Source organism: Providencia sp. PROV130 (assembly GCF_028482225.1).
Classification (GTDB): domain Bacteria; phylum Pseudomonadota; class Gammaproteobacteria; order Enterobacterales; family Enterobacteriaceae; genus Providencia; species Providencia rettgeri.
In genome coordinates, this window is record NZ_JAMPQC010000036.1 from 1 (window position 1) to 12,826 (window position 12,826).

Sequence of the window (12,826 nt, forward strand, 5' to 3'; positions counted from 1 at the left end):
GCTCTTTCTGAATAAGAAAGAACCACTTAGTAAAAAAGGGCGTCTAATAGACGTCCTTTTTATACATTGCAAAATTCAGACGTTGCAAAATTAAGAACCTATCTCATCAATCATTTCGATAATTATTGGTGAGATAGGCTCTGAAACAACGAATTGATAACTGTGCGGACTCCTTTGCGCAGTTATATGAGATTTATTAAGGTTTTGCTCAGAAGATATGGTATATTTTACCGCTGCCACAAAAAGAATGTCATTTTCTTATTTGTGTAGTCAAAAAATTTACTGAGCATGCTGAAATTCCTGCAAAATGGAATAGCACTTGTGAAATGGGTAGCACTTGTAAAGTGATAGTACTGACGTACAAGTAGTACTTGCGAAATAAAATGTTACTGCAATTTGTTATATTTGCAGAACGAATAACGCTAATTACCTCCATTAACAAGGCTAATTACTTTTAGATCGCAGGTAATGTTATTGATATCCCTATTCAATTTTGCAGGCTTAGTTTGTAGTAATTGAGGGATATGTTGGCATATTCTATTGGTTTGGCTTGATTGTTTTACCTTTGTAAACAAGCAGGCTATGTACATACTTCATGGTAACAGGTTGAATTATGAGTGCGAATAGCGAAGCTCAAGGAAGTGGACGCAGTGCAGACATCTTCAAGTGGGTCATTGTCTGTGCCTTATTAATAATTGCTATTGTTGGTAATTATTACTTCCGTCAATATAATCTCGCGCTGCGTGCATTTGCAGTTGTGGCTGTTGTCGCTATTGCAGGTGCTGTCGCTTTATGGACTACAAAAGGTAAAGCAACACTGGCGTTTGCACGCGAAGCTCGCGTCGAGATGAGAAAAGTCATTTGGCCTACTCGCCAGGAAACATTACAAACTACTTTAATTGTTGCTGCAGTAACGGCTGTAATGTCTTTAATACTGTGGGGACTAGATGGTATCCTGGTGCGTTTAGTTTCATTTATTACAAGCCTGAGGTTATTCTAAATGTCCGATTCACCTAAAAAGCGCTGGTATGTCATTCAGGCATTCTCTGGTTTTGAAGGTCGCGTAGCACAATCTTTACGTGAACATATCAAATTACATGCTATGGAAGATTCTTTTGGCGAAGTTATGGTTCCAACAGAAGAAGTTGTTGAAATCCGTAGCGGTCAGCGCCGTAAGAGTGAACGTAAATTCTTCCCAGGCTATGTCTTGGTCCAAATGGTCATGAACGATGACTCTTGGCACTTAGTGCGTAGTGTACCGCGTGTAATGGGGTTCATTGGCGGAACGTCAGATCGTCCAGCGCCAATTAGCGATAAAGAAGTTGACGCTATCATGAACCGCTTACAACAAGTTGGTGATAAACCACGTCCGAAAACACTGTTTGAACCAGGTGAAATGGTTCGTGTTAGCGAAGGTCCATTTGCTGACTTTAACGGTGTTGTTGAAGAAATTGATTATGAAAAGAGCCGCTTAAAAGTCTCTGTTTCTATCTTCGGTCGTGCAACTCCAGTCGAATTGGATTTTGGTCAGGTAGAAAAAGCCTAATCTAAGCGACAAAACTGACTTGCAAAAGGCGTGAAATTTGACTACAATTTCGCGCCTTTTGTTTTTATGTTCGGCGTAAATTAATGTGCGGGACATGTTTAATGTAACGGGGAGCCTTGCAAACTGTAAGGCGCTATCACCCATCTAGAGGAAATATCATGGCTAAGAAAGTTCAAGCCTACGTTAAGCTGCAAGTTGCAGCTGGTATGGCGAACCCAAGTCCACCAGTTGGTCCAGCTCTGGGTCAACAAGGTGTTAACATCATGGAATTCTGTAAAGCGTTCAACGCAAAAACAGACAGCCTGGAAAAAGGTTTACCAATTCCTGTTGTTATTACTGTTTATGCAGACCGTTCTTTCACTTTCGTTACCAAAACTCCACCTGCAGCAGTTCTGCTGAAAAAAGCAGCTGGCGTTAAGTCTGGTTCAGGCAAGCCTAACAAAGAGAAAGTTGGTAAAGTGACCTCTGCTCAGATTCGCGAAATCGCTGAAACTAAAGCTGCGGACATGACTGGTGCTGATGTTGACGCAATGATGCGTTCAATTGAAGGTACTGCTCGTTCCATGGGCCTGGTAGTGGAGGACTAAGACAATGGCTAAACTGACTAAGCGCATGCGCAATATCCGTGAAAAAGTTGATGCAACTAAACAGTATGATATCAACGAAGCCGTTGCACTGCTGAAAGAATTAGCAACTGCTAAATTCGTAGAAAGCGTTGACGTAGCTATCAACCTGGGCATCGATGCTCGTAAATCTGACCAAAACGTTCGCGGTGCAACTGTACTGCCACACGGTACTGGCCGTTCAGTTCGCGTTGCTGTGTTCGCACAAGGCGCAAACGCTGAAGCTGCTAAAGCTGCAGGTGCTGAACTGGTAGGTATGGAAGATCTGGCTGATAAAATCAAAGCAGGTGAAATGGACTTTGACGTTGTTATTGCTTCTCCAGATGCAATGCGCGTTGTTGGCCAATTAGGTCAAGTTCTTGGCCCACGTGGTCTGATGCCAAACCCGAAAGTTGGCACTGTAACTCCAAACGTTGCTGAAGCAGTTAACAATGCTAAAGCAGGTCAGGTTCGTTACCGTAATGACAAAAACGGAATCATCCACACCACTATCGGTAAAGTTGATTTCGACACTAACAATCTGAAAGAAAACTTAGAAGCACTGCTGATCGCGCTGAAAAAAGCAAAACCAGCTTCTGCTAAAGGTGTTTTCATCAAGAAAGTTAGCCTGTCTACCACTATGGGTGCAGGTGTTGCTGTTGACCAATCTGGTCTGTCAGCGACAGTTTAATTGCTATAGCCCTGGCTAATTGGTAATTAGGCTTTACCTTTGCGTCAAATTTGTATAAAATTTGACGCCTTGAGTTTGTTGGGTATAGCGATATGCTCAACAAACCACAAATTTCGGTATGGAGTCTGGCCTTTCCAGACCCCGTCCAAGACCGCAGGTGTGGTTATATTAGCTACTTAATTTACCTGCGTAGACGGTGACAGAGATACCTAGAATTTTATTCTGGATTCTATTCTGCTCACCGTGTTTTAGCGCTCAAGTACATGTTGTACCTGAGTGATGTGAGTCCCGGGGTTTTCCCGGTTAATCCAGGAGCAAGAAGCTAATGGCACTAAATCTTCAAGACAAACAAGCGATTGTTGCTGAAGTCAGCGAAGTAGCCAAAGGCGCGCTTTCTGCAGTTGTTGCCGATTCACGCGGCGTAACTGTAGCAAAAATGACTGAACTGCGTAAAGCAGGTCGCGAAGCTGGCGTTTATATCCGTGTTGTTCGTAACACACTGATCCGCCGTGCTGTTGAAGGTACTTCTTATGACGTACTGAAAGACGTGTTTGTCGGTCCAACCTTAATTGCTTTCTCTAACGAACACCCGGGCGCTGGCGCTCGTCTGTTCAAAGAGTTCGCGAAAGCGAATCCAGCATTTGAGATTAAAGCTGCGGCCTTTGAAGGTGAGTTAATCCAAGCGAAAGATATCGATCGTCTGGCAACTCTCCCAACTTACGATGAAGCAATCGCACGCCTGATGGCAACCATGAAAGAAGCCGCTGCCGGCAAATTGGTTCGTACTCTGGCTGCTCTGCGCGATCAGAAAGAAGCTGCATAAGCCCTTTCCTTCGTTGCTTTTTAACGTATAAACTATTTCTGAATTTTAGGAACACTTGTTATGTCTATCACTAAAGACCAAATCCTTGATGCAGTTGCAGAAATGTCTGTAATGGACGTTGTTGAACTGATTACTATGATGGAAGAAAAATTCGGCGTTTCTGCTGCTGCAGCTGTTGCTGTTGCTGCGGGTCCTGCTGAAGCTGCTGAAGAAAAAACTGAATTCGACGTTGTTCTGTCTGCTATCGGCGGTAACAAAGTTGCAGTTATCAAAGCAGTTCGTGGCGCAACCGGTCTTGGCCTGAAAGAAGCTAAAGACATGGTAGAGTCAGCTCCAGCGACTATCAAAGAAGCTGCAAGCAAAGACGAAGCTGAAACTCTGAAGAAAGCTCTTGAAGAAGCAGGCGCTTCTGTTGAACTTAAATAAGTTCAATTTCAAGAACGCAGCCTGATCTAATTAGGCTGACGGCTGGTGATTTTTTAATCACCAGCCTTTTTGCGCTGTAAAGCGTGATGGGTGTTAACAGCTTTTCACGCAGTTTTAATGTTAACAACAACCCTCCAATACTTCTTTCTATTGACGACTTAATATACTGTATTGTTAGCTACGACCCACTCGGGTAGCTCGGTAGCCATGGCAACACAATGAAATGATTTAAGAGTAATAGCAATGAGTATTAAGGAAAGTATTCATTTTCCGTTTCTTATAAAAAACGCGTTGCGGTTCAGTCTCTTACACTAAGAGCTAACTACTTGGGTCACTGAACAACGAGCTGAGGAAACCAATGGTTTACTCCTATACCGAGAAAAAACGTATTCGTAAGGATTTTGGTAAACGTCCACAAGTTTTGGACATACCTTATCTCCTTTCTATCCAACTTGACTCGTTCCAGAAGTTTATCGAGCAAGATCCAGATGGCCAGAATGGGCTGGAAGCAGCTTTCCGTTCTGTGTTTCCAATTCAGAGCTACAGCGGTAATGCTGAATTACAATATGTCAGCTATCGTTTAGGCGAGCCTGTTTTTGATGTTAAAGAATGTCAAATCCGCGGTGTAACTTACTCTGCGCCTTTACGTGTGAAATTACGCCTCATCGTTTATGAGCGTGAAGCACCGGAAGGAACTGTTAAAGACATCAAAGAACAAGAAGTCTACATGGGTGAAATTCCACTCATGACTGAAAACGGAACTTTCGTTATCAACGGTACTGAGCGTGTTATCGTTTCTCAGTTACACCGTAGTCCAGGTGTATTCTTCGATAGCGATAAAGGTAAAACACACTCTTCAGGTAAAGTGCTCTATAACGCACGTATTATCCCTTACCGTGGTTCATGGCTTGATTTCGAATTTGACCCGAAAGATAACCTGTTTGTGCGTATTGACCGTCGCCGTAAATTACCTGCGACCATTATTCTGCGTGCAATGGATTACAATACCGAAGAAATTTTAAACCTGTTCTTCGAAAAAACAGTATTCCAAATCCGTGATAATAAACTGATGATGACGCTGGTTCCTGAGCGTCTACGTGGTGAAACTGCTTCTTTTGATATCGAAGCGAACGGTAAAGTCTATGTAGAGAAAGGCCGCCGTATCACTGCACGTCACATTCGTCAGTTAGAAAAAGAAGAAGTCAATAGCATCGAAGTTCCTGTTGAATATATCGCAGGTAAAGTTGTTGCTAGAGATTACATTGATGAAAGTACTGGTGAGCTGATTTGTGCAGCAAACATGGAACTTTCTTTAGACATGTTGGCACGTCTGAGCCAGTCTGGTCATAAAACAATTGAAACATTGTTTACCAATGACTTAGATCACGGTGCTTACATTTCTGAAACCGTTCGTGTCGACCCAACTAACGACCGTCTGAGTGCATTAGTAGAAATCTACCGCATGATGCGTCCTGGTGAACCACCGACCCGCGAAGCAGCTGAAAACCTGTTCGAGAACTTGTTCTTCTCTGAAGACCGTTACGACTTGTCTGCTGTAGGTCGTATGAAGTTCAACCGTTCACTGAACCGTGAAGAAATTGAAGGTTCAGGTATCTTGAGTGAAGAAGACATCATCGAGGTGATGCGTAAACTCATCGATATCCGTAACGGTAAAGGCGAAGTGGATGATATCGACCACTTAGGTAACCGTCGTATTCGTTCCGTTGGTGAAATGGCTGAGAACCAATTCCGTGTCGGTCTGGTTCGTGTTGAGCGTGCAGTGAAAGAGCGTCTTTCTCTGGGCGACCTCGATGCATTAATGCCACAAGATATGATCAACGCGAAACCAATTTCAGCCGCAGTTAAAGAGTTCTTTGGTTCCAGCCAGTTGTCACAATTTATGGACCAGAACAACCCGCTGTCTGAAATTACGCACAAACGTCGTATCTCTGCGTTAGGCCCAGGTGGTCTGACTCGTGAGCGTGCGGGCTTCGAAGTACGTGACGTTCACCCAACTCACTACGGTCGTGTCTGTCCAATCGAAACACCTGAAGGTCCAAACATCGGTCTGATCAACTCATTATCTGTTTATGCACAGACCAATGAGTACGGTTTCTTAGAAACTCCATACCGTTTAGTACGTGATGGCTTAGTCACAGACGAAATCCATTATCTGTCTGCAATTGAAGAAGGTAACTTCATCATTGCTCAGGCGAACACCGTTTTAGGTGATGATGGTAGCTTTGTTGAAGAACTGATTACGTGCCGTAACAAAGGTGAGTCAAGCTTATTCAGCCGTGAACAGGTTGAATATATGGACGTTTCGACTCAACAGGTTGTTTCTGTTGGTGCGTCCCTGATCCCATTCCTTGAACACGATGACGCCAACCGTGCATTGATGGGTGCGAACATGCAACGTCAAGCGGTTCCTACTCTGCGTGCTGACAAACCATTAGTTGGTACGGGTATGGAACGTGCAGTAGCGGTTGACTCTGGTGTTACTGCTGTTGCAAGACGTGGTGGTTCGGTTCAGTACGTTGATGCTTCTCGTATCGTTATCAAAGTTAACGAAGATGAGATGTATCCAGGCGAAGCTGGAATCGATATTTATAACCTGACTAAATATACCCGTTCTAACCAGAACACCTGTATTAGCCAGATGCCTTGTGTATCTTTAGGTGAGCCAGTTGAACGTGGTGACGTGTTAGCGGATGGTCCTTCAACAGACCTCGGTGAATTAGCACTTGGTCAAAACATGCGCGTGGCATTCATGCCATGGAATGGTTATAACTTCGAAGACTCCATCTTAGTTTCTGAGCGTGTTGTTCAAGAAGACCGTTTCACAACTATTCACATTCAAGAGCTCTCTTGTGTGTCTCGTGACACTAAATTAGGGCCTGAAGAAATCACTGCAGATATTCCAAACGTCGGTGAAGCTGCACTTTCTAAACTGGATGAATCCGGTATCGTTTATATCGGTGCGGAAGTGAAAGGCGGTGACATTCTGGTTGGTAAAGTGACACCTAAAGGTGAAACTCAGCTGACGCCAGAAGAGAAACTGTTACGTGCTATCTTCGGTGAAAAAGCATCAGACGTTAAAGACTCTTCTTTACGTGTTCCTAATGGTGTATCTGGTACGGTTATTGACGTACAAGTATTTACCCGTGACGGCGTAGAGAAAGACAAACGTGCATTAGAGATCGAAGAAACTCAGTTACGTGATGCGAAGAAAGACTTAACAGAAGAGCTACGTATTTTCGAAGCAGGTCTGTTTGCTCGTATCCGTTCTGTACTGGTTAACGGCGGAATTGAAGCTGAAAAACTGGACAAACTGCCTCGCGACCGTTGGTTAGAGTTATCTTTAGCTGACGAAGAGAAGCAAAACCAGTTAGAGCAATTAGCTGAACAGTATGACGAACTGAAATCTGAGTTCGAGAAAAAACTCGATGCAAAACGTCGTAAAATTACTCAAGGTGATGACTTAGCACCGGGTGTACTGAAAATTGTTAAGGTTTATCTGGCTGTTAAACGTCAGATCCAACCGGGTGATAAAATGGCGGGTCGCCATGGTAACAAAGGTGTTATCTCAAAAATCAACCCAGTTGAAGACATGCCTTACGATGAAAACGGTAACCCAGTTGATATCGTTCTGAACCCGCTGGGCGTACCATCACGTATGAACATCGGTCAGATTTTGGAAACCCACTTAGGGATGGCAGCGAAAGGTATTGGTGAGAAAATCAATGCTATGCTTAAACAGCAAGAAGAAGTTGCCAAACTGCGTGAGTTTATCCAAAAAGCATACGATTTAGGTGATGATCCACGCCAGAAAGTTGACTTGAACACTTTCTCTGACGAAGAAGTTATGCGTTTGGCTGAGAACCTGAAAAAAGGTATGCCAATTGCAACACCAGTGTTTGATGGTGCGAAAGAGAAAGAAATCAAAGAACTGCTGAAATTGGGTGGTCTGCCAACTTCAGGTCAGATTACATTATTCGATGGTCGTACTGGCGAGCGTTTTGAGCGTCAAGTTACTGTTGGCTACATGTATATGCTGAAACTGAACCACTTGGTTGACGATAAGATGCACGCCCGTTCAACAGGTTCTTATAGCTTGGTTACTCAGCAACCGCTGGGTGGTAAAGCGCAGTTCGGTGGTCAGCGTTTCGGGGAGATGGAAGTGTGGGCACTGGAAGCATACGGTGCAGCCTATACTCTTCAAGAAATGCTTACAGTTAAATCGGATGACGTTAACGGCCGTACGAAGATGTATAAAAACATCGTCGATGGCAGCCATCAGATGGAACCTGGTATGCCGGAATCTTTCAACGTATTACTGAAAGAAATCCGCTCACTGGGTATCAACATCGAGCTGGAAGACGAGTAATTCGTTTTATGCCGGAAAGCTTGCTTTCCGGCACATGTAAGCACTGGGATTTGGGGAGAGTGTCTTTGAACACTCACCTGACAGGTCTAACTCCGACAGGAGCATTTTGTGAAAGACTTAATAAAGTTTCTGAAAGCGCAAACCAAGACCGAAGAGTTTGATGCTATCAAGATTGCTCTGGCATCACCTGATATGATCCGTTCATGGTCATTCGGTGAAGTTAAAAAGCCAGAAACCATTAACTACCGTACGTTCAAACCTGAGCGTGACGGTCTTTTCTGTGCGCGTATTTTCGGGCCAGTAAAAGACTACGAATGTCTGTGCGGTAAGTACAAACGTTTAAAACACCGTGGTGTGATTTGTGAGAAGTGTGGCGTTGAAGTTACACAGACCAAAGTCCGTCGTGAGCGCATGGGCCACATTGAACTTGCCTCTCCGACTGCACACATTTGGTTCTTAAAATCACTGCCATCCCGTATCGGTTTGCTGCTTGATATGCCACTGCGTGATATCGAACGCGTTCTGTACTTTGAATCATATGTAGTTGTTGAAGGCGGTATGACTAGCCTTGAGCGTGCACAGATTCTGACAGAAGAGCAATACTTAGATGCGCTGGAAGAGTTCGGTGACGAATTTGATGCGAAAATGGGTGCGGAAGCAATCCAAGGCCTGCTGAAAAACCTCGATCTTGAGAACGAGTGTGAAACGCTGCGCGAAGAGTTAAACGAAACTAACTCTGAAACTAAGCGTAAGAAGCTGACCAAGCGTATCAAACTGCTGGAAGCATTCATTCAATCTGGTAACAAACCAGAGTGGATGATCTTAAACGTATTACCTGTGTTACCACCGGATCTGCGTCCATTAGTTCCACTCGATGGTGGTCGTTTCGCAACATCAGATCTAAACGATCTGTATCGTCGCGTAATCAACCGTAATAACCGTCTGAAACGCCTTCTGGATCTGGCAGCGCCAGACATCATCGTACGTAACGAAAAACGTATGCTGCAAGAAGCGGTTGACGCCCTGTTAGATAACGGTCGTCGTGGTCGCGCAATCACAGGTTCTAACAAACGTCCTCTGAAATCTTTGGCAGATATGATCAAAGGTAAACAAGGTCGTTTCCGTCAGAACTTACTTGGTAAGCGTGTTGACTACTCAGGTCGTTCTGTTATCACGGTAGGTCCATACCTGCGTCTGCATCAGTGCGGTCTGCCTAAGAAAATGGCTCTTGAGTTATTCAAACCATTTATCTATGGCAAATTAGAATTACGTGGTCTGGCAACAACCATTAAAGCTGCGAAGAAAATGGTTGAGCGCGAAGAAGCGGTTGTTTGGGATATCTTGGATGAAGTTATCCGTGAACATCCAGTTATGCTGAACCGTGCACCAACACTTCACCGTCTGGGTATCCAAGCTTTCGAACCTATTCTTATCGAAGGTAAAGCTATCCAATTGCACCCACTCGTTTGTGCGGCATATAACGCCGACTTCGATGGAGACCAAATGGCGGTACACGTTCCTCTGACTCTGGAAGCTCAGTTAGAAGCACGTGCGTTGATGATGTCAACCAACAACATCCTGTCACCTGCAAGTGGTGAGCCTATCATCGTTCCTTCACAGGACGTTGTATTGGGTCTTTACTACATGACACGTGACTGCGTAAACGCGAAAGGCGAGGGCATGGTATTAGCCGGTCCTAAAGAAGCTGAGCGTGTTTACCGTTCAGGTCATGCGTCGCTGCATGCCCGCGTTAAAGTCCGTATCACTGAAGAAGTAAAAGATTCGGAAGGTAACATCACAATCAACACGGGCTTAGTTGACACCACTGTTGGTCGTGCAATTTTATGGATGATCGTACCGAAAGGTCTGCCTTATGAATTGGTTAACCAAGCGTTAGGTAAAAAAGCGATCTCTAAAATGCTGAACACCTGTTACCGTGTTCTGGGCCTGAAGCCTACTGTTATTTTTGCTGACCAAATCATGTATACCGGTTTTGCCTATGCGGCACGTTCTGGTGCATCAGTTGGTATCGATGATATGGTTATTCCAGAGAAAAAAGCTGGAATTATCGCCGAAGCAGAAGCTGAAGTTGCAGAAATTCAGGAACAGTTCCAGTCTGGTCTGGTTACAGCAGGCGAACGTTACAACAAAGTTATCGATATCTGGGCAGCGGCAAACGAACGTGTTGCTAAAGCGATGATGGAAAACTTGTCGACTGAAGCGGTTATTAACCGTGATGGCGTCGAAGAACAACAAGTTTCTTTCAACAGTATCTTTATGATGGCCGATTCCGGTGCTCGTGGTTCTGCAGCTCAGATTCGTCAGCTAGCCGGTATGCGTGGTCTGATGGCTAAGCCAGATGGCTCAATCATCGAAACACCAATCACGGCAAACTTCCGTGAAGGTCTGAACGTTCTCCAGTACTTTATTTCTACGCACGGTGCGCGTAAAGGTCTTGCCGATACCGCATTGAAAACAGCGAACTCCGGTTATCTGACACGTCGTTTAGTTGACGTTGCACAGGACTTGGTGGTAACTGAAGACGACTGTGGAACTCACGAAGGTATCCTGATGACTCCGGTTATCGAGGGTGGCGACGTTAAAGAACCACTGCGTGAGCGTGTACTGGGTCGTGTGACTGCAGAAGATATCCTGATCCCAGGTACTGCGGACATTCTAGTTCCACGTAATACATTACTGCACGAAAAACTGTGTGACCTGTTAGAAGCTAATTCAGTCGACAGCGTTAAAGTTCGTTCAGTTGTAAGTTGTGAAACTGACTTCGGTGTGTGTGCTCACTGTTATGGTCGTGACCTTGCTCGTGGTCATATCATCAACAAAGGTGAAGCTATCGGGGTTATCGCGGCACAGTCAATCGGTGAGCCGGGTACACAGTTAACGATGCGTACGTTCCACATCGGGGGTGCGGCATCTCGTGCGGCGGCAGAATCTAGTATTCAAGTCCGTAACACAGGTACTCTGAAGCTGGTTAACGCGAAATTCGTTACTAACACAGAAGGCAAACTGGTTATTACTTCACGTAATACAGAATTGCGTCTGATTGACGAATTCGGTCGTACGAAAGAAAGCTACAAAGTCCCTTACGGTGCGCACTTAACCAAAGGTGATGGCGAGGCTGTAACGGGCGGTGAAACTGTTGCGAACTGGGATCCACATACCATGCCAGTCGTCAGTGAAGTTTCTGGTTTCATCAGCTTCTCTGACATGCTTGATGGTCAAACAATGACGCGTCAGACTGATGAGTTAACTGGTCTGTCCTCAATCGTTGTTCTGGATACTGCGGAACGTACCAGTGGTGGTAAAGACCTGCGTCCTGCTCTACGTGTTATTGACGCAAATGGTAACGATGTTCTGATCCCTAACACAGACATGCCAACTCAGTACTTCTTACCGGGTAAAGCAATTGTTCAGTTAGACGATGGCGTTGCTATCAATGCGGGTGATACCTTAGCGCGTATTCCACAAGAATCTGTGGGTACGAAAGATATCACGGGTGGTCTACCACGCGTAGCTGACTTGTTTGAAGCTCGTCGTCCGAAAGAGCCTGCGATCTTGGCTGAAATCAGCGGTATTATCTCGTTTGGTAAAGAAACCAAAGGGAAACGTCGTCTGGTTATCACGCCATTAGATGGTAGCGATCCGTACGAAGAGATGATCCCTAAATGGCGTCAGCTCAACGTGTTCGAAGGTGAGATCGTTGAACGCGGTGACGTGGTTTCAGATGGTCCAGAATCTCCACATGATATTCTGCGTCTGCGTGGTGTCCATGCTGTTACGCGTTATATCACTAACGAGGTTCAGGAAGTTTACCGCTTACAAGGCGTTAAGATTAACGATAAACACATTGAAGTTATCGTTCGTCAGATGCTGCGTAAAGTCACTATCGCGGATGCAGGAAGTTCTGAATTCCTCGAAGGTGAACAAGTCGAGTACTCACGTGTTAAAGTTTCTAACCGTAAACTGGAACAAGAAGGCAAAATTCCAGCGAACTTTGCTCGCGACCTGTTGGGTATTACGAAGGCATCTCTGGCAACAGAATCCTTTATCTCAGCAGCATCGTTCCAAGAAACGACACGCGTACTGACTGAAGCAGCAGTTGCAGGTAAACGTGATGAACTGCGCGGTCTGAAAGAAAACGTAATTGTTGGACGTCTGATCCCAGCAGGTACTGGTTTTGCGTATCACCAAGACCGTATCCGTCGCCGTCATCTGAACGATGTTGTGGATGCACCACAAGTCAGTGCAGACGAAGCAACAGCGAACTTAGCTGAGCTGTTAAATGCAGGTTTTAGCAGCGACAACCAGAACTAGTTTCTGATTTCACTGCAAA

General features: G+C 44.9%; 8 protein-coding genes. All 8 read left to right on the top strand.

Annotation, left to right across the window (positions count from 1 at the left end; genetic code table 11):
* Positions 1–613 precede the first annotated feature (613 nt).
* The 8 genes from secE (at position 614) to rpoC (ending at position 12,807) form a co-directional block, all read left to right on the top strand.
* A complete protein-coding gene (gene secE, locus PSF28_RS20915; RefSeq protein ID WP_004265885.1) occupies positions 614–1,000 on the top strand; it encodes a preprotein translocase subunit SecE in 387 nt (128 codons plus the stop codon).
* A complete protein-coding gene (gene nusG / locus PSF28_RS20920; protein WP_004264378.1) occupies positions 1,001–1,546 on the top strand; it encodes a transcription termination/antitermination protein NusG in 546 nt (181 codons plus the stop codon).
* 158 nt (positions 1,547–1,704) lie between these two features.
* The gene (gene rplK, locus PSF28_RS20925) at positions 1,705–2,133 is read left to right on the top strand and encodes a 50S ribosomal protein L11 (RefSeq protein WP_164456258.1); all 429 of its coding nucleotides are present in this window, start codon (positions 1,705–1,707) and stop codon (positions 2,131–2,133) included.
* A gap of 4 nt (positions 2,134–2,137) precedes the next feature.
* The gene (rplA, locus tag PSF28_RS20930) at positions 2,138–2,839 is read left to right on the top strand and encodes a 50S ribosomal protein L1 (protein WP_210839814.1); all 702 of its coding nucleotides are present in this window, start codon (positions 2,138–2,140) and stop codon (positions 2,837–2,839) included.
* 325 nt (positions 2,840–3,164) lie between these two features.
* Complete coding sequence (gene rplJ, locus PSF28_RS20935) at positions 3,165–3,662, top strand: 50S ribosomal protein L10 (RefSeq protein WP_102140205.1); 498 nt, start codon at positions 3,165–3,167, stop codon at positions 3,660–3,662.
* 60 nt (positions 3,663–3,722) lie between these two features.
* Positions 3,723–4,088 (top strand): 50S ribosomal protein L7/L12, encoded by a 366-nt coding sequence (gene rplL, locus PSF28_RS20940; protein WP_102140204.1) that lies wholly within the window; start codon positions 3,723–3,725, stop codon positions 4,086–4,088.
* 358 nt (positions 4,089–4,446) lie between these two features.
* Entirely contained in the window at positions 4,447–8,475 is a 4,029-nt protein-coding gene (gene rpoB, locus PSF28_RS20945) for a DNA-directed RNA polymerase subunit beta (RefSeq protein ID WP_210839816.1), read from the top strand.
* A 108-nt stretch (positions 8,476–8,583) separates the two neighbouring features.
* The gene (gene rpoC / locus PSF28_RS20950; RefSeq protein ID WP_004265876.1) at positions 8,584–12,807 is read left to right on the top strand and encodes a DNA-directed RNA polymerase subunit beta'; all 4,224 of its coding nucleotides are present in this window, start codon (positions 8,584–8,586) and stop codon (positions 12,805–12,807) included.
* Positions 12,808–12,826: the final 19 nt, after the last annotated feature.

Excerpts from the sequence above, each read along its gene's own strand:
- rplA (WP_210839814.1), top strand. The coding sequence starts at position 2,138 with ATGGCTAAACTGACTAAGCGCATGCGCAATATCCGTGAAAAAGTTGAT.
- rplL (WP_102140204.1), top strand. The coding sequence starts at position 3,723 with ATGTCTATCACTAAAGACCAAATCCTTGATGCAGTTGCAGAAATGTCT.
- nusG (WP_004264378.1), top strand. The coding sequence starts at position 1,001 with ATGTCCGATTCACCTAAAAAGCGCTGGTATGTCATTCAGGCATTCTCT.
- secE (WP_004265885.1), top strand. The coding sequence starts at position 614 with ATGAGTGCGAATAGCGAAGCTCAAGGAAGTGGACGCAGTGCAGACATC.
- rpoB (WP_210839816.1), top strand. The coding sequence starts at position 4,447 with ATGGTTTACTCCTATACCGAGAAAAAACGTATTCGTAAGGATTTTGGT.
- rplK (WP_164456258.1), top strand. The coding sequence starts at position 1,705 with ATGGCTAAGAAAGTTCAAGCCTACGTTAAGCTGCAAGTTGCAGCTGGT.
- rplJ (WP_102140205.1), top strand. The coding sequence starts at position 3,165 with ATGGCACTAAATCTTCAAGACAAACAAGCGATTGTTGCTGAAGTCAGC.